At 72.1% G+C, this 19858-nt stretch carries 15 protein-coding genes; 5 read left to right on the forward strand and 10 right to left on the reverse strand.

Translation table 11 applies throughout. The features are described from left to right. Positions 1 to 21: 21 nt before the first annotated feature. Both M4I32_RS07605 and M4I32_RS07610 read left to right on the forward strand, forming a co-directional pair. Positions 22 to 1338 carry an aspartate aminotransferase family protein gene (locus tag M4I32_RS07605; protein ID WP_319033879.1) on the forward strand — a complete coding sequence of 439 codons (1317 nt, stop codon included), beginning with the start codon at positions 22 to 24 and terminating at the stop codon, positions 1336 to 1338. Between the two features lie 38 nt (positions 1339 to 1376). Beyond that, positions 1377 to 2909, forward strand: a complete 1533-nt coding sequence (locus M4I32_RS07610; protein ID WP_319033880.1) for a CoA-acylating methylmalonate-semialdehyde dehydrogenase — start codon at positions 1377 to 1379, stop codon at positions 2907 to 2909. A gap of 48 nt (positions 2910 to 2957) precedes the next feature. On the opposite strand, the gene M4I32_RS07615 is transcribed toward M4I32_RS07610, so the two are convergent. The 5 genes from M4I32_RS07615 to M4I32_RS07635 all read right to left on the reverse strand — a co-directional run bounded on the left by M4I32_RS07615 (position 2958) and on the right by M4I32_RS07635 (position 8119). Then, the gene (locus M4I32_RS07615; protein WP_413466798.1) at positions 2958 to 4385 is read right to left on the reverse strand and encodes an FtsX-like permease family protein; all 1428 of its coding nucleotides are present in this window, start codon (positions 4383 to 4385) and stop codon (positions 2958 to 2960) included. Continuing rightward, complete coding sequence (locus M4I32_RS07620) at positions 4382 to 5146, reverse strand: ABC transporter ATP-binding protein (protein WP_319033881.1); 765 nt, start codon at positions 5144 to 5146, stop codon at positions 4382 to 4384. The genes M4I32_RS07615 and M4I32_RS07620 overlap by 4 nt, the downstream gene beginning before the upstream one ends. 79 nt (positions 5147 to 5225) lie before the next feature. After that, positions 5226 to 6233: a diacylglycerol/lipid kinase family protein gene (locus M4I32_RS07625; protein WP_319033882.1), complete on the reverse strand. Its 1008-nt coding sequence runs from the start codon at positions 6231 to 6233 to the stop codon at positions 5226 to 5228. 78 nt (positions 6234 to 6311) lie between these two features. Next, complete coding sequence (locus M4I32_RS07630) at positions 6312 to 6959, reverse strand: response regulator transcription factor (RefSeq protein ID WP_319033883.1); 648 nt, start codon at positions 6957 to 6959, stop codon at positions 6312 to 6314. After that, positions 6956 to 8119, reverse strand: coding sequence for a sensor histidine kinase (locus M4I32_RS07635; protein WP_319033884.1), 1164 nt, complete (start codon positions 8117 to 8119; stop codon positions 6956 to 6958). Before M4I32_RS07635 ends, M4I32_RS07630 begins: the two co-directional genes overlap by 4 nt. A gap of 97 nt (positions 8120 to 8216) precedes the next feature. Between M4I32_RS07635 and M4I32_RS07640 the strand changes: the two genes are divergently transcribed. Further along, positions 8217 to 9326, forward strand: a complete 1110-nt coding sequence (locus M4I32_RS07640) for a low specificity L-threonine aldolase (RefSeq protein ID WP_319033885.1) — start codon at positions 8217 to 8219, stop codon at positions 9324 to 9326. A gap of 8 nt (positions 9327 to 9334) precedes the next feature. Here M4I32_RS07640 and fmdA read toward each other — a convergent pair whose 3' ends face one another. From fmdA to M4I32_RS07660, 4 genes are all read right to left on the reverse strand, one after another. Beyond that, on the reverse strand, positions 9335 to 10594 hold the full coding sequence (gene fmdA, locus M4I32_RS07645; RefSeq protein WP_319033886.1) for a formamidase: 1260 nt from the start codon (positions 10592 to 10594) through the stop codon (positions 9335 to 9337). Positions 10595 to 10629: 35 nt separating this feature from the next. Continuing rightward, positions 10630 to 10938: a zinc ribbon domain-containing protein gene (locus tag M4I32_RS07650; RefSeq protein WP_319033887.1), complete on the reverse strand. Its 309-nt coding sequence runs from the start codon at positions 10936 to 10938 to the stop codon at positions 10630 to 10632. A gap of 12 nt (positions 10939 to 10950) precedes the next feature. Then, on the reverse strand, positions 10951 to 11583 hold the full coding sequence (locus M4I32_RS07655; RefSeq protein ID WP_319033888.1) for an AmiS/UreI family transporter: 633 nt from the start codon (positions 11581 to 11583) through the stop codon (positions 10951 to 10953). Positions 11584 to 11862: 279 nt separating this feature from the next. After that, positions 11863 to 12462, reverse strand: a complete 600-nt coding sequence (locus M4I32_RS07660; protein ID WP_319033889.1) for an NUDIX hydrolase family protein — start codon at positions 12460 to 12462, stop codon at positions 11863 to 11865. A gap of 193 nt (positions 12463 to 12655) precedes the next feature. On the opposite strand from M4I32_RS07660, the gene M4I32_RS07665 reads away from it, so the two are divergent. Further along, the gene (locus M4I32_RS07665; protein ID WP_319033890.1) at positions 12656 to 13333 is read left to right on the forward strand and encodes an alpha/beta hydrolase; all 678 of its coding nucleotides are present in this window, start codon (positions 12656 to 12658) and stop codon (positions 13331 to 13333) included. Positions 13334 to 13379: 46 nt separating this feature from the next. Here the strand turns inward: M4I32_RS07665 and M4I32_RS07670 are convergent, their stop codons facing one another. Next, complete coding sequence (locus M4I32_RS07670; protein WP_319033891.1) at positions 13380 to 14870, reverse strand: thioester domain-containing protein; 1491 nt, start codon at positions 14868 to 14870, stop codon at positions 13380 to 13382. A 124-nt stretch (positions 14871 to 14994) separates the two neighbouring features. On the opposite strand from M4I32_RS07670, the gene M4I32_RS07675 reads away from it, so the two are divergent. Next, on the forward strand, positions 14995 to 19851 hold the full coding sequence (locus tag M4I32_RS07675) for a DEAD/DEAH box helicase (protein ID WP_319033977.1): 4857 nt from the start codon (positions 14995 to 14997) through the stop codon (positions 19849 to 19851). Positions 19852 to 19858: the final 7 nt, after the last annotated feature.

Below are 19858 nucleotides of genomic sequence, written 5' to 3' on the forward strand. Positions count from 1 at the left end.
GACCCCGAAGAAGGCGAGAGCATGACAGAAGACCTCGACGCACGCGCGAAGCGACTCGACGCCGCGCACGTGTTCCACTCCTGGTCGGCGCAGGGCTCGCTCGACCCGATCGTCGTCGCGGGCGGGCGCGGCACGACCGTGTGGGATCACTCGGGACGGCGGTACCTCGACTTCTCGAGCCAGCTCGTGAACGTCAACATCGGGCACCAGCATCCGGCCGTCGTGCGCGCCATCCACGAGCAGGCCGACACGCTGGCGACCATCGGGCCCGCCACGGCCAACCTCACGCGCGGAGAGACGGCGCGGAGCATCGCCGCGCGAGCCCCGGCGTCCTTGTCGAAGGTGTTCTTCACCAACGGCGGCGCCGATGCGATCGAGAACGCCATCCGCCTGGCCCGGCTGCACACCGGGCGCGACACTGTGCTCTCGACGTACCGCTCGTACCACGGCAACACCGGCGCCGCGATCGTCGCGACGGGCGACTGGCGACGCCTGCCGAACGAGTACGCGCGCGGGCACGTGCACTTCTTCGGGCCCTTCCTTTATCGCAGCGAGTTCTGGGCCACGACGCCCGAGGAGGAATCGGAGCGTGCGCTGCGCCACCTGGAGCGCGTGATCCAGTCCGAGGGGCCGGAGGGCATCGCGGCGGTGCTGCTCGAGAGCGTGCCGGGCACCGCCGGCATCCTGCTCCCGCCACCCGGGTACCTCGCGGGGGTCCGCGCGCTGTGCGACCGCTACGGCATCGTGCTGATCCTCGACGAGGTGATGGCCGGTTTCGGCCGCACCGGGCGCTGGTTCGCCTTCGACGGCCACGACATCGAGCCCGACCTGATCGCCTTCGCCAAGGGCGTCAACTCCGGATACGTGCCGGTCGGGGGCGTGGTGATCTCGGACGAGATCGCCGCCGGATTCGACGAGCGCGTCTTTCCCGGCGGCCTGACCTACAGCGGGCACCCTCTGGCGGCGGCCTCGATCGTGGCCGCCGTGGAGGCGATGGAGGGCGAGGGAATCGTCGAGAACGCCCGGCGGGTGGGCGCCGAGGCCATCGGGCCCGCCCTGGCCGGGCTCGCCGAGCGGCACGAGATGATCGGCGAGGTGCGCGGCGAGGGCGTCTTCTGGGCCCTCGATCTGGTGATCGACCGGCGCACCCGCGAGCCGGTCCCCGCCACCGTGGTCGCCCGGCTCAAGGCCGCGCTCGTGGCCCGCGGGCTGCTGCCGTTCACCGCAGAGAACCGCATCCACGTCGTGCCGCCGTGCGTCGTCACCGCCGACGAGGTCGCCGAGGCCGCGGCGATCTATGACGAGGCATTCACCGAGGTCGCCCGCGACATCCGCTGATACCCCGCCCCACCGCGGGCGGCGAGAGAGGAACAGACATGACCGAGAGCACCAGCACGGCGCCCACCGGGTCGTCGACCCTGCCGATCCTCGACCACTGGGTGGGCGGCGGCGCGTGGCCGGGCGCGTCCTCGCGCACCGCCCCCGTCTACGATCCCGCCCGCGGCACGGTCGCTCGCGAGGTGCGCCTTGCTTCTGCCGACGACGTCGCGGATGCCGTCGCCACGACCGCGGCGGCATGGCCGGCGTGGCGCGATGCATCGATCTCGAGACGGCAAGCCGTGCTGTTCTCGTTTCGCGAGTTGCTGAACGAGCGCAAAGACGAGCTCGCGCGGATTCTCACGGCCGAGCACGGCAAGGTGCTCGCCGACGCGCACGGCGAGATCGCCCGAGGCCTCGAGGTCGTCGAGTTCGCCTGCGGGCTCGGGCACCTCACCAAGGGTGCGTACACCGAGAACGCCTCGACCGGCGTCGATGTCTACACTCTGCGGCAGCCGATCGGCGTCGTCGGCGTGATCAGTCCGTTCAACTTTCCCGCGATGGTGCCGCTGTGGTTCTTTCCGATCGCGCTGGCCGCCGGCAACGCGGTGGTTCTGAAGCCGAGCGAGAAGGACCCGACTGCCGCCACCTGGATGGCCGCGCTGCTGGCCGAGGCGGGTCTGCCCGACGGCGTCTTCTCGGTCGTCCACGGCGACAAGGAGGCCGTGGATGCCCTCCTCGAGCATCCCGAGGTGCGGGCGATCTCGTTCGTGGGGTCGACCCCGATCGCGCGATACGTCTCGTCGACGGCCGCCGCCCACGGCAAGCGCGTACAGGCCCTGGGCGGCGCGAAGAACCACATGCTCGTGCTGCCGGATGCCGATCTCGAACTGGCGGCCGATGCCGCCGTCAACGCCGGATTCGGATCGGCCGGTGAGCGCTGCATGGCCATCTCGGTCGTGCTCGCTGTCGACGCGGTGGCCGACGCCCTTGTGGACAAGATCGCGGACCGCATGGCGACGCTGCGCACGGGCGATGGCCTGCGCGGTTGCGACATGGGACCGCTCATCACCCGAGCACACCGCGACAGGGTCGCCGGCTATATCGAGACCGCGGGCGCCGACGGCGGGGTGGTCGTCGTCGATGGGCGCGACGTCGATATCGACGGGGATGCCGGGGGCTTCTGGCTCGGGCCCACGCTGATCGACCGGGTGCCCACCTCATCGGCCGTGTACCGCGACGAGATCTTCGGACCCGTGCTGTCGGTCGTGCGGGTCGCCGGCTACGAGGACGGGGTGGGGATCATCAACAGCAGCCCGTACGGCAATGGCACCGCCATCTTCACCAACGACGGCGGGGCCGCCCGGCGATTCCAGCGTGAGGTACAGGTCGGGATGGTCGGCGTCAACGTGCCGATCCCGGTGCCCGTGGCCTACCACTCGTTCGGCGGCTGGAAGGCGTCGCTCTTCGGCGACGCCAAGGCGTATGGCCCCCAGGGTTTCGACTTCTTCACGCAGGAGAAGGCGGTCACCTCGCGCTGGCTCGACCCGTCGCACGGCGGCCTGAACCTCGGGTTCCCGCGCAACACCTGATCCCGTTCTCCCCATGCCGGTGCCAGAGGCGTCGGAGTCGTCGGGGCGTCAGGGGGCCGAGAGGGCGGCCAGCGGCGACACGCGCGTCGCGGTGCGCGTCGGCAGCACCGCCGCGACGAGCGTGAGCAGCGCGGTCGCCGCCACGACCACCACGACGGGAGCGAGCGGAACCGCCGGCGCCACGAGCGTGCCGGTCTGCCACTGCGGCGGCATGGGGACGGCTCCGAGCAGCGACTGCGCCCCCGCCCAGCCGTAGAACGCGCCCAGGACCAGCCCGAACAGCAGCCCTGTCACCGTCAGGTGCACCGCTTCGAGCAGCACGAGGCGACGGGTCTGGGCGGCACTGAGGCCCAGCGCGCGCAAGAGCCCCAGCTCGGCGCGGCGTTGCCGCACGCCGATCGCCAGCAGGTTCACGAGCCCCACCGCGGCGATGACCGCCGCGACGCCCACGAGCCCCATCATGATGGCGGCGAAGGCGTCGATCATGACCACCAGGTCCGCCGGGAGCTCGCCCCCCGACGACCGGACCAGCACGCTCTTCGCCGACTCCGTCGCCACGGCGAACATCGTCACGAGTGCGACGCTCATGACGACGCCGATCGCCATGCGGGCGGAACGCTCCGGATGACGCAGCGCGTTCTGTGCCGCCAGGCGCCCCACGACGCCGCCACCGAGGCCGCGCCCGACCAGCCGCAGCAGGGGCGGCATGACCCAGGCCGCCCCGAGCGAGAGCCCCGTGAACGAGAGCAGACCACCGACGAAGGCAATCACGACGCCCAGCGGGGTGACGAGTCCGACCACGATGCCGAGCGCGAGCATCCCGCCCCCGATGCCGGTCAGAACGCCGGCCGCGACGTGGCGGCCTCGGCGGCGCACGAGCGTGGCGTAGGCGACCTCCTGGGCCCCGTCGAGCGCCTGCAGCGGGGTGACGGCGAGCACCCGGCGGGAGCCGGCCCACGCCGCCGCCCACGTCGTGAGCGCGACCACCGCCGCCGGCACCAGCAGCTCACCGCGCACCAGCACGAATCCGTCCGCGGGCGCATCGACCCATACCGCGGCACCGGCGGCGAGTGCACCGGCGAGTGCGGTTCCGCCGACGAGTCCGGCGACCGAGCCGATCACTCCGACGACGAGTCCCTGCGTCGCCACCTCGCGTCGCTGCGCCCCGGCGGACGCCCCGATCAGACGCAGCAGGGCGATGCGGCGGGTGCGCCCCGCCACGACCGTCGCGAACGTGTTGGCCGTGACCATCGCACCCACGTAGACGGCGACCCCCAGCAGCAGCACGCCGAGGATGCCGACGACCACCGCGAGGGTCCCGCTGTCGCCGATGTACGGATCGGCCAGCAGCAGCGCGGCGATGTAGGCGGTCGCGGTCAGCAGCACGACCCCGAAAGCGCTCGAGAGCCCCGCGACGAGCACGCTGGCACCCATGCCCGGCTCACGCAGCCAGGCGACGCGCCCCCCACCGCTCACGCGGCGACCCCCTCGGCGGCGAGCATGTGCGCCGACAGCTCGGCGGCGCTCTGACGCGGCTTGTCGGCGGCCACCCGGCCGTCGGCGAGGAAGACCACGCGGTCCGCGTACGAGGCGGCGATGGGGTCGTGCGTGACCATCGTGATGCTCTGGCCGTGGTCGCGGCAGGCGGCGCCCAGCAGCTCGAGCACCTCCCGGCCGGTGCGCGAGTCGAGGTTGCCCGTCGGCTCGTCGGCGAAGATCAGATCGGGAGCCGTCGCGAGTGCGCGGGCGATCGCCACGCGCTGCTGCTGCCCGCCGCTGAGCTCGTGCGGGCGGTGGGTCAGTCGCTGTTCGAGGCCGAGGCTCTCGATCAGCGCGTCGATGCGCGACCGCTCCCGGATGCTGGGCCGACGGCCGTCGAGGTCGAAGGGCAGCAGGATGTTGCCCTTGATGTCGAGGGTCGGCACGAGGTTGAAGGACTGGAAGACGAACCCGACACGGCGCCGGCGCAGGATGGTCAGCTCCGCGTCATGCATCCGGCCGATCTCGGCGTCGCCCACCCAGACGCGTCCGGCGGTCGGCGCGTCGAGGCCGGCCATGATGTGCATGAGAGTCGACTTGCCCGACCCGGAGGGACCCATGATGGCGGTGAACTCGCCGCGGCGGATGCCGAGGCTCACGTCATCGAGCGCGCGCACCGCGCCCTCGCCGTTCCCGTAGGCCTTGGACAGGTGCTCGACACGGGCCGCGAGCCCGAGTTCGGAAGAGGTGATCTGCATTCCTGTGACGCTACGCAGGGCCGTCGCCCCGGGCATCGGCCCCCAGGATCATCCCCATCCGCCGCGAGGATGATCCTCGTCAGGCGACGACGACGAGGGCGCCGGGATGCATCGTCATCCGCAGCACGTACCGGCCCTGATCGTCGGGGGCCGGCGCGGCCTCCAGCTCACCGTCGTGCCCGTAGCCCGGCACGTCCTCGGCGCGGGCGTGCACCGCGATCTGCACGGATGCCGCCAGCCGGCGCGAGAGCTCGGGGCCCCGCGGCATCAGCCGCAGCCCGCGCGCGAGTGCGACCGTGCGCCGCCCGAACGCGAGCGAGGCCACAGCGTGCCGGCGCGGCCCCCGGGCGTGCAGAATGCGCACGTCGAGCACGTCGTCGTCGATCGCGAGACGCTGCATCGTCGCGACCTGCCGGGGGTCGTTGCGGCCGACGCCGACGAAGACCGACCACACACGGGTCTCGCGCCCGTCGATCTCGACCACCAGCGGCTCCGCGTCGCGGAGCACCCGCCAGGCCGCCCACACGCCGGCGAGCCATTTTCCCCACCGGCCGCTGCGTCGCTCGCGCCGTGCGATGAAGTCGGGATAGATCCCCACCGACGCGGTGTTGAGCACCGTGTGCACGGCCTGACCGTCGGTCAGCGTCGCCACCCCGACCCGCACCGCGCGGCCGTGCTGGTAGGCGTCGATCGCCGCGTCGACGTCGTCGAGGCCCACGGCTCGGGCGAAGTGGTTGAAGGTTCCTGCGGGCAGCACGAACAGCGGCAGCCCGTACTCCCGGGCGAGGCCGGCCATCGTCGAGACCGAGCCGTCGCCGCCGAGCACGCCCAGCACCGTCGGGGGCGATGCCGAGGCGAGGGCCGCGCGCACGACGTCGCCGGGCGCCTCGCCGGGGCGCAGCTCGTGGATGCGCGCAAGAGGCAGCCGCCGCGCGATGACGGGCAGCGGATCGGCGCGCACGACGGCCTGCCCGGAACCGGGATTGGCGAGGATGAGCACGCCGGCGCCGTCGATCGGCGCGGCGAGGGCGATGCGAGGGGCGTCGTCCGGCATCCGGGCGGCGGGGGTCTCACGGCGCGCGGGCATGCGTCGAGCGTACGCCGAGCGCGACGCCCACGCCGGGGCGAGGGACGCTTGCGCCATGGTTGTTCCGGGCGCAAGCGCTCAGGCGAGACCGTGATCGAAGGCGTAGACCACCAGCTGCACACGGTCGCGCACCTCGAGCTTGGCCAGGATGCGGCTGATGTGCGTCTTGACCGTCGCCTCCGACAGGTACTCCCCCGCCGCGATCTCGGCGTTGGTCAGGCCGCGGGAGGCGAGAGCGAAGATCTCGCGCTCGCGCTCGGTGAGCCGGCCGTACGACGCGGGCGGGGCGGGCGCGGGGCCTGCCGTGTCGAGGTGCGCGAACAGCGCCCGCGTGGCGGCGGCGGCGATCACCGCGCTGCCGGCGTGCACGGTGCGGATCGCCTGCAGCAGGAACTCGGGCTCGGCGTCCTTGAGCAGGAACCCGCTGGCGCCGTGCCGGATCGCCCGGGCTGCCGCCTCGTCCAGGTCGAAGGTGGTCAGAACGACGATGCGCGGTGGCTCGGCGTCGGCGAGCAGCTCGGCCGTCGCGGCCAGGCCATCCTGCACCGGCATCCGCACGTCCATCAGCACGACGTCGGGGCGCGTGCGGCGCACCGCCGCGACTCCCTCTCGGCCGTCGGATGCCTCGGCAACCACCTCGAGGTCGGGCTGGGAGTCGACGAGCATGCGGATGCCCGCGCGGAACAGCGCGTGGTCGTCGACGAGCGCGACGCGGATCGGGGTCATGCTCCGCCCCCCAGAGGCAGGCGCGCTCGCACGACGAAGAAGCCGTCCTCCTGACGGGCCGACAGCGTGCCTCCGACCAGGTGGGCCCGCTCGCGCATGCCGATCAGGCCGTGGCCCTCGGTGGCCCCGCGCATCTCGCGGATCGGCGCGGCGTTGCGCACGACGACATCCACCGCGTCGCGCCACCACGCCAGCGACACATCCACCGGAGCGCCGCCGCCATGCCGCAGGGCGTTGGTGAGCGCCTCCTGCACGATGCGGTAGACCGCGAGCTGCAGCGAAGCCGGCGGCGCGGCCGCCGGTGCCGGGTCCACGTCGACCCGCAGGCCCACGCCGGCGTGACGCACCTGCGCGTAGAGCGCCTCGAGGTCGGTCAGCGTCGGCTGCGGGCCCGCGCCCTCGGCGTGGCGCAGCTGCGTCAGCAGCAGCCGCACGTCCGCGAGCGCCCCGCGCGCCGTGCCGGCGATCGTCGCGAGCGCGGCCGGTGCGGCCTGCGCGTCGGATGCCGCGGCGTAGCGGGCGCCGTCGGCCTGCGCGACGATGACCGCGAGCGAGTGCGCGACGACGTCGTGCATGTCGCGGGCGATCCGGCCGCGCTCCTGCTCGGCGAGCCGCGCGCGCTCGGCCTCGTCGCGGGCTCGACGGCTCTCCTGCGCCCGCCATGCGGTGCGTGCGAGGGCTCCGACGGTCCACGACAGCAGCAGCGCGAATCCCGCGGCGATCAGCACGAACAGTGCCGTCGGCAGGTCCTGCCACCCCGTCCCGCCCCCGCCCTGCGCGGGCGCGAAGAACATGTACCCCGTGATGACGACCGCGCCGAGCAGGGCGGAGGCGAAGCCGAGCCAGAACACCAGGCGCGTGCCGTAGGCGGCGGTGACGTAGAGCACGGCGAAGATCGCCACGTCCGAGGGTCGCGGTCCCAGATCGCCCGCCATCTGCACGATGGCAGCGGCCCAGGCGATGCCGAGCGCCACCGCCGGCGACAGACGTCGCACTGCCAGGGCCGCGCCCAGCATCCAGCACACGACGAAGCCGAGGACGAAGCCGGCGGGAGCCGTCCCGACGCTCGCCCCGAACTCCGGGGGTCCCAGGATGACCACGAACAGCGCCGCGACGATCATGTCGGCGGCGATCTGCAGCGGACGGAGCGGGCGGAACACGACCCTCACGCTACGACGGCGGATGCCGCGGTGGCATCCGCCGCGCGATGTATTCCGATTCGCGCACGCACGTCCCGGTGCCGCCTAGGCTGACCGCGTGAACCGACACCACGACCCGGCGGTCCGCGGATTCGCGTCCGACAACGCCTCCGGCATCCACCCCGCCGTGCTCGAGGCGATCGCGACCGCCAACGACGGCCACGTCAGCGCCTACGGTGCCGATCCATACACGCAGCGACTGCGGGAGCGGTTCGGCGAGATGCTCGGGCACGACATCGAGGTGCACCCCGTGTTCAACGGCACGGGGGCGAACGTCGTCGCGCTGCAGTCGATGCTGCCCCGGTGGGGCGCCGTGATCGCGGCCGACGGGGCGCACATCAATGTCGACGAGGGCGGCGCACCCGAGCGGGTGGGCGGCATCAAGCTGCTCACGGTGCCGACCGGCGACGGCAAGCTCACGCCCGAGCTGATCGATCGCGAAGCATGGGGCTGGGGCAACGAGCACCGTGCGCAGCCCCTCGTGGTGTCGCTGACCCAGTCCACCGAGCTCGGCACGCTCTACACGCCCGCCGAGGTGCGGGCGATCGCCGACCACGCACATGAGCTCGGGATGCGGGTGCACATGGACGGCGCGCGCATCGCCAACGCCGCGGCATCCCTCGGGGTGTCGCTGCGCGCTCTCACCCGGGATGCGGGCGTCGACGTGCTGAGCTTCGGCGGGACGAAGAACGGTGCGATGCTGGCCGAGGCGATCGTGGTGCTCGACCCCGCCGCATCCGACGGACTGACGTATCTGCGCAAGCTCGACATGCAGCTGGCGTCGAAGATGCGCTTCGTCTCGGCGCAGCTGCTGGCGCTGCTCGAGGAAGACCTGTGGCTGCGTAACGCGCGCCATGCGAACGCGATGGCCGCCCGCCTTCGACGCCGGCTCGACGCCGGTATCGAAGGCGGCCGGCTACCGGGTGTCGTCCCGACGCAGCCCACGCAGGCCAACGCGGTCTTCGCGACGCTGCCGGCAGGGGTCGCTGGCCGGGTGCGCGAGAGGTTCTCGTTCTACGACTGGGGTCCCGCCCCCACGGGCGCGGATGCCGCGCGGCGCGAGGTGCGCTGGGTGTGCAGCTTCGACACGAGGGCCGAGGACGTGGACGCTCTGGTGGATGCGCTCGTCGCGGCGACCGCCCGCGACGAGCGCGTCTCTCGTGGGTGACCTCCCGCCTAGGCGCTGTTCGCCGAGCGAGGGGCTCCGATCCCCGCGTCGATCCTCGTCGGCCCGTTCGACGATGGGCGCACATCGAAGTCGAACAGCGACGTCGGCAGGTACACCGTCGAGCACGAGTTCGGGATGTCCACCACCCCCGAGAGCCTGCCTTCGACCGGTGCGGCCCCCAGAAGCAGATAGGCCTGTTCGGGGCTGTATCCGAACTTGGTGAGGTAGTCGATCGCGTGCAGGCACGCGCGCTGGTACGACAGGTGCGAATCGAGGTACCGCTGCTCGCCGTCGAGCGTCACGGAGGTCCCCGAGAAGGCGAGCCACTCGCTGAACTGCGGGTCGACGTTGCCCGGCATGAAGATGGCGTTCTCCTGCACCCCGTAGGTGTCCATTCCGCCCCGGATGATGTCGACTCTCAGGTCGATGAACCCTCCCATCTCGATTCCGCCGCAGAACGTGATCTCGCCGTCGCCCTGAGAGAAGTGGAGGTCGCCGAGCGACAGGTTCGCCCCGTCGACGAACACCGGGTAGAAGATCCGTGTGCCCTTGGAGAGGTTCTTGATGTCCTGGTTCCCCCCGTTCTCGCGCGGGGGTGCGGTGCGCGCGGCTTCGCCGGCGACGCGATCGACGTCTGACGCGGGAACTCCACCGAGCACCGCTTCTCGAGGGTCCGGGGGAAGAGCCAGCGGAGGCACCCGATCCAGGTCGGTCGCGATGAGGTCCCGCTCACGCTTGTTCCACTTGGCGAGAAGCTCCGCAGAGGGCGCGGTTCCCATGAGCCCCGGGTGAATGAGCCCGGTGAAAGAGACCCCCGGGACGTGCCGCGAGGTCGCCGTCTGCCCGGAGAAGTCCCAGATCGCCTTGTACGCGTCGGGGAACTGATCGACCAGGAAGCTGCCGCCGTTGTTCCGGGAGAAGATCCCGGTGTATCCCCATCCTTGTCCTGCGAGCGGGCCCGAATCCTCCTGCGGGATCGGACCGACGTCGAGGATGTCGACGACGAGCAGGTCGCCCGGTCTCGCGCCCTCGACGGCGAACGGACCGCTCAGCTTGTGCACGCTCAGCAGCGGCGCATTGAGGATGTCGTCCGCGGAGTCGTCGTTGACGATGGCGCCGTCGAACCACTCTCGACAGTCGACGCGGAACGAATCCCCCGGCTTGACCGTGGCCACCGGCGGGATGTCCGGATGCCACCTGTTGTGGCCGATTTTCTCCTGGTCCTCGAACTTTTTCGTCGAGTCCAGCGGGAAGATGACGTCAGGCATTGTTCTCTCCTTCTGTGGTGATCCGCCGGGGTCGGCTACGGCCTCGGAAGCTTTCGATGCAGCGGGTTGGAGGTGTATCCACCTCCCGACCGCCGGGGGGCGCCGGGGAGGCCACCACGGACGACCTCCGGCTCATGTGCGCTCCGCGCACTGCGGTCGATGAGGCCGTACGCGGCGCTGCCCGCGGCGCTCAGGTGCGGTGCGCTCGGAAGGCGCACCGCGGGCTGCCCGCACTGCGGGCACACCGTGTTCGCGGGGACGCCAGCCATGCTGTGTCGCTCGTCGAAGACGTCGCCTTCACGACAGCGGAAGGTGTATGTCGGCATGTGGTTCCTCCGTCGCATTGCGGCAATGGTCTATGCGGTCGCGTCGTCCACGCGCACAGGCGCGGGCTCGGCGCCGCGGCCGCTCCGCCCGAGGATGACGGCCACGATCAGGGCGAGCGCTCCGAGCGCTGCCACCACACCCCCCAGGAGCACGTTCGTCTGAAAGGTGCCGGAGAGCAGGAACAGCGCCGGAATGGTCCCCGTGAGGAACGACACGAAGATCGTGAACCACCCGGTGGCCTTCTCGATGCCCGATTTGCCGAGCCCGAGGAGCAGAAAGAACATGAACCACAGCACGGCCCAGATCAGCCAGATGGCGCCGAAGACCGGGTCTCCGACCCCGATGAACTGCAGAATCCCCACGACGGTCGCGACGATCACGACGAACAGCGAGAACCATCCCAGTCCTTCTCCGCTCACCCCCGTCCATTGGATGATCCCGACGTACAGATAGGTGAACCCGAAGAGATAGAGGCCGAAGGCGCCGAAGACGACGGCGGGATCACCGGCCCCCTGCAGCAGGATCAGCGTCGGGAAGACCACCTGCATGCCGCCCACGAAGAAGTTCAGGATCGCGGCGGACCTGCCGGGTATGACCCCGATGAGCATGAGCCCGTTGATGAACAGCACGGCGCCGACATAGAGAAGTCCGACGTTGGCCATGGGCTTCACCTCGCGATCGCGAGCACATCAGCGAAGGCGAAACGCAGCAGCAGACGCACGTCGTGCGGGCACCCTGCGTAGGGTCGGCCCCAGACCAATTCGTTCGACTCTGAACCGCTCGGCAATGGGTATTTCACGTTACGGGGCCATTGATGCTCAAGCTAGTGCGCGCCCGATGGCAGGTCAATAGACCGCCGCTCCGGCCGGAGAGCCCAGGCTCAGCGCGACGCCGGTGTCAGCCGGCGGGTACGGCCACTCGACGTCGACAAGCGTGCACCGTCAGCGCAGCGCGCCGACGCTCGCCAGGGCGAGGCGCACGAGGGTGCCGCGCCCACCTTCCATCTCTGCGGCAAGGGCGTCGGAACAGGCCTCTTCGGGCGGCATCCACGTCACCTCGAGTGCATCCTGCCGGGGTTCGCAGGTGCCGGTGACCGGTACGACGAACGCGAGCGACACCGCGTGCTGGCGGTCGTCGTGGAACGCGCTGACACCGGGGATCGGGAAGTACTCGGCGACGGTGAAGGGCGACGGCTGCGGGGGAAGCATCGGGAACGCCATCGGCCCGAGATCGTTCTCGAGGTGGCGGAAGAGCGCATCGCGGACACTCTCGCCATAGCGCACGCGACCGCTGACGATCGTGCGGCTGATCTCGCCCACGGGCGTGGACCGCAGCAGGATGCCGACCTCGGTCACCGCGCCGACCCCGTCGGTGCGCACGGGCACGGCCTCGACGTACAGCATCGGCAGACGTCGGCGCGCCTCGGCGAGTTCGACGTCGCTCAACCACCCGGGGTTTCCGGCAGCGCCGCCGAGCGGATCACGGCCGCTCCCGTCGTCGTCGGGCTCGCGGGGGTCGGGATCAGGAGTGCGGACCGGCATGACTCCTGTATACCCCAGTGCCCCGCGCGCGCCCTCGCCTTCCCCAGCGCGCCGCCGAGGGGCCCCCACGCCGCAGCTCACTCTCCCGCCCCGCTCATCCGACGCATTCTGCGGGTGGGGCGACGAAGCACCCGCGAAGTGCGTCGGGCGAACGCCGGGCACGGCACGAGAACGGTGCGCGAGGATGGAGGACATGAGTGATTCCATGCCCTCACGCCCCGGCGACACTCCGCCCCTTGACCCGCGGGTGGTGCGCTGGTCGGGCGATCCCGCCGGACGCCACCTGCTCGTGCTCCTGCACGGGTACGGCGCCGACGAGAACGACCTGTTCGCCCTCGCGCCGCTGCTCCCCGCGGATTTCGCGTTCGCGGCAGTGCGCGCGCCCCTCACTCCCCCCTGGCCCGCCCCCGGCTACTCCTGGTATCCCATCGAGGGGCTGGAGGGGCGCGACATGGCCGGCGTGACCGTGGGGGCGGAGCGCCTGCTGCAGTGGCTCGACGAGCACACCGACGGGGCGGCCTCCGTCGGGCTGCTCGGGTTCTCACAGGGCGGCGCCGTCGCCGTGCAGGCGATGCGGGTGCAGCCGGAGCGCGTCGCGTTCACGGTCAACCTCAGCGGATACGCGGCCCCCGGCATGCTGCCCGGCGACGCCGCCCTGGCAGCGAATCCGCCACCGGTCTTCTGGGGACGCGGCGCCAGGGACGACGTGATCCCGCCGGAGCTGGTCGCGCACACCGCGGATTGGCTCCCCGGTCACAGCGACCTCGTCGGCAGGGTCTATGACGGGCTGACGCACAGTGTCTCGGAGGAGGAGCTCGGCGACGTGCGCACGTTCCTCGAGGGGCGGCTGACGGCGCTCACCGCCGGCTGAGCCCGTCGACGCGCCACGGCTCCGGAAGTGCCGGGTCGCGTCGGGATCAGGACCGCGCGCGCCGCGAGCGAAGTGCGGCGAGGAGGACCAGTCCGCCGCCGGCGGTCAGCAGCACGGTCGGCAGCGGCCACGCCATCGCATCGTTCGAACCCGTAGCCGGCAGTGCGGTGTGCGTGGGCGAGGGCTCTGGCGACGGCGGCGCCGGTGCGGCGTAGACATCTGCGACGGTGATCGTCACAGATGCGTCCTCGACGATGGTGGCGGATGCCGGCGCGATGCTCGCCTGCGTGAGCACCACGTCGTCGTTCGCCCCGTTGGCGGTCTGCTCGACGGTGCACACCGTGCCCGCGGCGATCGGAGCCACCGTCAGGACGCGCGCGGTTCCCGCCCCGGTCCCGGCCGGGAGGGTCGCCGAGCGGCCCGGCGCTGCGGGGTCGTCGACGCACGTCGCCGCCACGGTGATGGCGCCCTGCTCGCCGGCGGCCGCTCCCGACACGTCGATGTCGACGTGCAGGGTGCCCGCGGCGAACGGCGTGATCCGCGCGGCGGCACGCAGGGGCAGATCGGCCTGTTGCGCCAGGATCAGCTTCTGGGCCGAGGATCGCCCCGGATTGCCGCCGTCGTACAAGAAGACGTTGCCCTGCACGACCGGTTCGGTGGTCGACAAGACGAACCCTTCCGACGGCGTCGCGTCGGAGTGCCGTGCCCACAGCTCGGACCCCTGATCCACGGTCGCGCCATCGCTCAACGGCGAGGTTCCGCTCGCGTCGGCGAGAACGTCGACCCCCGAGGTGCTGAGGATCGAAGACGAGACGCTGCCCCCCACGGCGAACGGTCCGACCAGCTCGCCGGTGGTCGGCGCCTCGGCCTGGGCAGGGGTCACGGTCAGGGTCGGCAGCGGCGGCGCGGGTGGCGCACCGCCGGCGAGGGCGGCCTGGGCCGCTTCGACGATGGTGCGCACCTGGTCGTGCTGCGCATAGGCCGGAGCGACGACGAACTGGTCGGTGAAGTACCAGATCGCGGCCTGCACGACCGCGACCCTCTGTGCATCGTCTGCGAGCGCCGGCTCCCCCGGGACCTGCGGATAGTAGTTCTCGAGGATGTGCGTGACGTAGGGCAGGTTGGGCACGTTCGCCGAGGTCCAGTCGCCCAGTTCGTAGTGCACCCCGATCTCGGTCTCGGTGGCGAGGTCGATGCAGTAGGTCAGGATGGGGTCGCCGCCGCCCGGCTCTTCGAGCACGATCTGCGCTGTCTCCACGGTGCGTTCGTCCTGCAGCCCGGTCGCCGGATACGAGGTCGTGGCTGTCGCCGAGGGGACGAATCCGCCGAACAGGCCGCCCTGGTGGATCATGTCGACGACCGTCGCCTCGGTCGCGGGCGCCGGCTCGTCCGTCGCTCCGGGCGCGTCGAGGCCGGGCTCGGCGGCGGCCGCGGTCGGCCAGAGCACGGCGAGGGCCAGCAGACCGGCGGCGGCGACAGCGCACAACCGCAGCGAAGTGCGGGCACCGGGGAGACGGAGACCAGCGGCTCTCGACATGACACTCCTTGCGCCGTGCGCGACGCCCCCGTGGCGCCGCGGCCTCTACTGTGGCAGGTCGGGTTCCCCTCCCGCATCCCTGAGGCCTGCCGCCATGTCGCCGGCCCGGGGCAAGATGGAGGCGATGGGCGACGTGCTCGAACGCTTCGGCCCCGCGACCCAGGACTGGTTCCGCGGGGCGTTCGCCGCGCCCACGCCGGCGCAGGCCGGGGCATGGCGGGCGGTGTCGGCCGGCAAGCATGCGCTGGTGGTCGCGCCGACAGGCTCGGGCAAGACGCTCTCCGCGTTCCTCTGGGCGATCGACCGCGTGTTCCGAGAGAAGGAGCCGCAGTCCGACCAGCCGCCGGCCCGCGGGCGCCGCCGCGATCCCTCGGCGACCCGAGCGCGCACCCGCATCCTCTACGTCTCGCCGCTGAAGGCGCTGGGCGTCGATGTGGAGCGCAACCTGCGCTCCCCCCTCGTGGGGATCGGGCAGGCTGCCAGGCGCCTGGGCATCGCGCTGCCCGACGTCACGGTCGGCGTGCGATCGGGCGATACGCCGACCGACGAACGCCGTCGGCTCGTGCAGGACCCACCCGACATCCTCATCACGACCCCCGAATCGCTGTATCTGATGCTCACCAGCCAGGCCGGGCAGACCCTGCAGGGCGTGCACACCGTGATCGTCGACGAGGTGCACGCGGTCGCCGCGACCAAGCGCGGGGCGCATCTGGCGGTCAGCCTGGAGCGGCTCGACGCCCTGCTCGAGCGCCCCGCGCAGCGCATCGGCCTCTCGGCCACCGTGCGACCGATCGACGAGGTCGCCCGATTCCTCGGCGGTGCCGCGCCCGTGGACATCGTCGCGCCGAAGGCCGAGAAGACCTTCGATTTGTCGGTGGTCGTGCCGATCGATGACATGCTCAATCCCCCACCGGCTCCGGATGCCGCGGGCGCGGCATCGCGCGCCCGCTCCGGCACCGGCACCGACACCGGCACCGACAGCGGAGACGGGCACGAGTCCGAATCGGAACGGCGAACGGGGCCGGACGGCTCGGATGCCGCGGCATCCGACGCCTGGTATGCGGCCGACAGCCGGCTGCGGCCGGAGAGCACCGAGATGACGGGTTCGGTCTGGCCGCACGTCGAGGAGGCGATCGTCGACCGCGTGCTCGAGAACCGCTCCACGATCGTGTTCTCGAACTCGCGTCGCCTCGCCGAGCGACTCACCGGTCGACTCAACGAGATCTATGCCGAGCGGCTCGGCGTGGACCTGCCCGAGGACTCCATCCCGGCCGCGATGATGGCGCAGGCCGGCTCCGACGCGGGAGCACCTCCCGTGCTCGCGCGCGCGCACCACGGATCGGTGTCGAAGGAGCAGCGCGCGCAGGTCGAGGAGGACCTCAAGGCCGGTCGACTGCGCTGCGTCGTCGCCACGAGCAGCCTCGAACTGGGCATCGACATGGGAGCGGTCGACCTGGTCATCCAGGTCGAGGCACCGCCGTCGGCCGCCAGCGGGCTGCAGCGCGTCGGGCGCGCCGGACACCAGGTGGGCGAGATCAGCCGGGCGTATCTGTTCCCGAAGCACCGGGCCGATGTGCTGCACACGGCGATCACCACCGAGCGGATGCTGGCGGGGCGCATCGAGGCGATCACGATCCCCCAGAACCCGCTCGACATCCTGGCGCAGCAGACGGTCGCCGTCGTGGCCCTGGGCGAGATGGCGGTCGAGGAGTGGTTCGAGCAGGTGCGCCGGAGCGCGCCGTTCCGCACCCTGCCACGATCGGCCTTCGAAGCCACCCTCGATCTGCTCGCGGGGCGCTACCCCTCCGACGAGTTCGCCGAGCTGCGTCCCCGCATCGTCTGGGACCGCGACGCCGGCACGATCACCGGCCGTCCCGGCGCGCAGCGCCTGGCGGTCACGAGCGGCGGCACGATCCCCGACCGCGGGCTGTTCGGGGTCTTCGTCGCGGGCGAGAGCAGGGGCGCCCGGGTGGGCGAGCTCGACGAAGAGATGGTCTACGAATCACGGGTGAACGACGTCTTCACACTCGGCACCACCAGCTGGCGCATCGTCGAGATCACGCACGACCGGGTCAACGTGGTGCCCGCGTTCGGGCAGCCGGGCAAGCTGCCGTTCTGGCACGGGGACGGGCTGGGGCGACCCGCCGAGCTCGGCGAGGCGCTCGGCAGGTTCTCCCGCGAGATCTCGACGGCCGACAGCGCGGCGGCCACGCGGCGCCTGCGCGACGCCGGGCTCGATGACCGCGCGATCGGCAACCTGCTCGCGCACCTGGCCGAGCAGAAGGAGGCGGCCGGCAGCATCCCCACCGATCGCACCCTGACGGTCGAGCGCTCCCGCGACGAGGTCGGCGACTGGCGCATCATCCTCCATTCCCCGTACGGCATGAGCGTGCATTCGCCATGGGCGCTCGCGGTGAATGCACGCATCCGCGAGCGGCTCGGGGTCGAAGGGTCGGCGGTGGCCAGCGACGACGGCGTCATCGCGCGCATCCCGGATGCCGCCGCCGAGCCCCCGGGCGCCGAGCTCTTCGTGTTCGACCCCGACGAGCTCGAGCAGATCGTCACCGAGGAGGTGGGTGGCTCCGCCCTGTTCGCGTCACGCTTCCGGGAGTGCGCGGCGCGCGCGCTGCTGATGCCGCGCGTGAACCCGAGCAAACGCAGTCCGCTCTGGCAGCAGCGGCAGCGCTCCGCCCAGCTTCTCGAGGTCGCCAAGCGGCATCCGACGTTCCCGATCATCCTCGAGACCCTGCGCGAGGTGCTGCAGGACGTCTACGACGTGCCCGCGCTGCTGCGCCTGCTGCGCGGCATCGGCGAGCGCCGCGTGCGCCTGGTCGAGACCACCACGACGCAGCCCTCCCCCTTCGCCCGCGACCTGCTCTTCGGGTACGTCGGGGCGTTCATGTACGAGGGCGACTCGCCCCTCGCCGAGCGCCGCGCCGCCGCACTCTCGGTCGATCCGGCCCTGCTCTCGGAGCTGCTGGGACGGGTCGAGATGCGCGAACTGCTCGACCCCGACGTGATCGCCCAGTTCGAGCGCGAGGCGCAGCGGCTCGCTCCCGACCGCCGGGTGCGCGGCGTCGAGGGCGTCGCCGATCTGCTGCGCCTGCTCGGCCCGCTCACCGCCGACGAGGTCGCGCTGCGCCTGCAGCCGACCGACGAGGGCGATCTCGACCCGACGGCCGGGGAGGACGGCTCCGCTCCTCCTGCTGCCGCGGGGGCCGCGGATCCGTCGACGGCGGCCGCCCACCTCGAGACCCTGCTCGAGAGCAAACGCGCGATCTCGGTCTCGATCGGCGGCGCCGCACGGGTGGCGGGGATCGAGGACGCCGGACGGCTGCGTGATGCGCTCGGCGTCGCGCTCCCGGTGGGCGTGCCGCTCGCCTTCCTCGAGCCGATGGACGATCCGCTCGCCGACCTCGTCGCCCGCCACGCCCGCACGCACGGGCCGTTCACGGCGGATGCCGTCGCCGCTCGTCTCGGCGTGGGCGTCGCCGTCGCCCGCCAGAGCCTGCAGCGCCTCGAGTCGCAGGGCCGCGTCACGCGCGGCTTCTTCCTGCCCGCGAGCGACGACCTGCCCGGCGACACCGAGTGGTGCGACACCGAGGTGCTGCGCCGGCTGCGCATGCGCTCGCTCGCCGCCATCCGCGGCAGTGTCGAGCCCGTTCCCCCCGAGGCCTTCGCGCGCTTTCTGCCCGCGTGGCAGCACGTCTCCCGCCCGCTCGAGGGGATCGACGGCGTCGCCGCCGTCATCGAGCAGCTCGCGGGAGTTCCCATTCCCGCCAGCGCATGGGAGTCCCTGGTGCTTCCCGCGCGGGTGTCGGACTACCGGCCGGCTCTGCTCGACGAACTCACGGCCACCGGCGAGGTCGTCTGGTCGGGCCACGGATCGCTGCCCGGCCGGGACGGCTGGATCGCGCTGCACCCCGCGGATGCGGCGCCGTTCACCCTCGCCGACGTCGACGACGAGGTCGCGGCCGAGTCGCTCGAGCAGGCACTGCTCGACGCCCTCTCGGTGGGCGGTGCGTGGTTCGCGGGCCAGCTGCGGCAGGCCACCGGCGCGCCCAACGAGCAGGCGGTGCTGGACGCCCTCTGGAACCTGGCGTGGGCGGGTCGTGTCACCAACGACACGTTCGCGCCCGTGCGAGCCCTGCTCGGTCAAGGATCACAGGCGCATCGCACCGCGCGACGCGCTCCGCGCTCCCGCATGTTCCGCGGCACCTCTCTGCCGATTCCCGCCGCGCCCCGCTCAACGACCGGAACGGCCGAGCGCTCGTCGCGTCCCGCAGCAGCCGGGCGCTGGTCGCTCCTGCCCGAGCGCGAGCCCGACCCCGCCGCCCGGGCCACCGCCGGCGCCTCGCTGCTGCTCGACCGGTACGGCGTCGTGACGCGCGGTTCGGCGCAGGCCGAGGGCGTCGCGGGAGGGTTCGCACAGGTCTACCGCATCCTGGCCGGGTTCGAGCAGGCCGGGCACTGTCGGCGCGGCTACCTGATCGAGAAGCTCGGCGCCGCGCAGTTCGCCGCATCGGCGACGATCGACCGGATTCGCGAGTTCGCGTCGGTCGCCGACCCGGCGCCCCTGCGGGCCCAGACGCTCGCCGCGACCGACCCCGCGAGCGCGTACGGCGCCGCGTTGCCGTGGCCGAGCCTCGAGGGCGTCAGCCAGCGACCGGGCCGCAAGGCGGGCGCGGTCATCGTGCAGGTCGATGGGTCTCTGACGCTGTATCTCGAGCGCGGCGGGCGCACCGCGCTCGCGTTCACCGACGACGATGCGGCCCTCGCCGCCGCGGCCGCCAGCCTGGCGGGCACCGCGCGGGCACGGCGGCTCGAGACCCTCACCATCGAGCAGGTCAACGGAGCGTTCGTCTACGGCACGCCCGTGGAGCGGGCCCTGCGCGCCGCCGGCTTCGTGGAATCGCCGCGCGGCCTCACCCTGCGCAAGACCACCGCCGGCGACGCGGCCCGCGAGGCCGCCCGTGCCTGAGGCCGAC

Source organism: Microbacterium sp. LRZ72 (genome assembly GCF_033792225.1).
GTDB lineage: Bacteria > Actinomycetota > Actinomycetes > Actinomycetales > Microbacteriaceae > Microbacterium.

Excerpts from the sequence above, each read along its gene's own strand:
- M4I32_RS07605 (WP_319033879.1), top strand. The coding sequence starts at position 22 with ATGACAGAAGACCTCGACGCACGCGCGAAGCGACTCGACGCCGCGCAC.
- M4I32_RS07610 (WP_319033880.1), top strand. The coding sequence starts at position 1,377 with ATGACCGAGAGCACCAGCACGGCGCCCACCGGGTCGTCGACCCTGCCG.
- M4I32_RS07620 (WP_319033881.1), bottom strand. The coding sequence starts at position 5,146 with ATGCAGATCACCTCTTCCGAACTCGGGCTCGCGGCCCGTGTCGAGCAC.
- M4I32_RS07625 (WP_319033882.1), bottom strand. The coding sequence starts at position 6,233 with ATGCCCGCGCGCCGTGAGACCCCCGCCGCCCGGATGCCGGACGACGCC.
- M4I32_RS07630 (WP_319033883.1), bottom strand. The coding sequence starts at position 6,959 with ATGACCCCGATCCGCGTCGCGCTCGTCGACGACCACGCGCTGTTCCGC.
- fmdA (WP_319033886.1), bottom strand. The coding sequence starts at position 10,594 with ATGCCTGACGTCATCTTCCCGCTGGACTCGACGAAAAAGTTCGAGGAC.
- M4I32_RS07650 (WP_319033887.1), bottom strand. The coding sequence starts at position 10,938 with ATGCGACGGAGGAACCACATGCCGACATACACCTTCCGCTGTCGTGAA.
- M4I32_RS07655 (WP_319033888.1), bottom strand. The coding sequence starts at position 11,583 with ATGGCCAACGTCGGACTTCTCTATGTCGGCGCCGTGCTGTTCATCAAC.
- M4I32_RS07660 (WP_319033889.1), bottom strand. The coding sequence starts at position 12,462 with ATGCCGGTCCGCACTCCTGATCCCGACCCCCGCGAGCCCGACGACGAC.
- M4I32_RS07665 (WP_319033890.1), top strand. The coding sequence starts at position 12,656 with ATGAGTGATTCCATGCCCTCACGCCCCGGCGACACTCCGCCCCTTGAC.
- M4I32_RS07670 (WP_319033891.1), bottom strand. The coding sequence starts at position 14,870 with ATGTCGAGAGCCGCTGGTCTCCGTCTCCCCGGTGCCCGCACTTCGCTG.
- M4I32_RS07675 (WP_319033977.1), top strand. The coding sequence starts at position 14,995 with ATGGGCGACGTGCTCGAACGCTTCGGCCCCGCGACCCAGGACTGGTTC.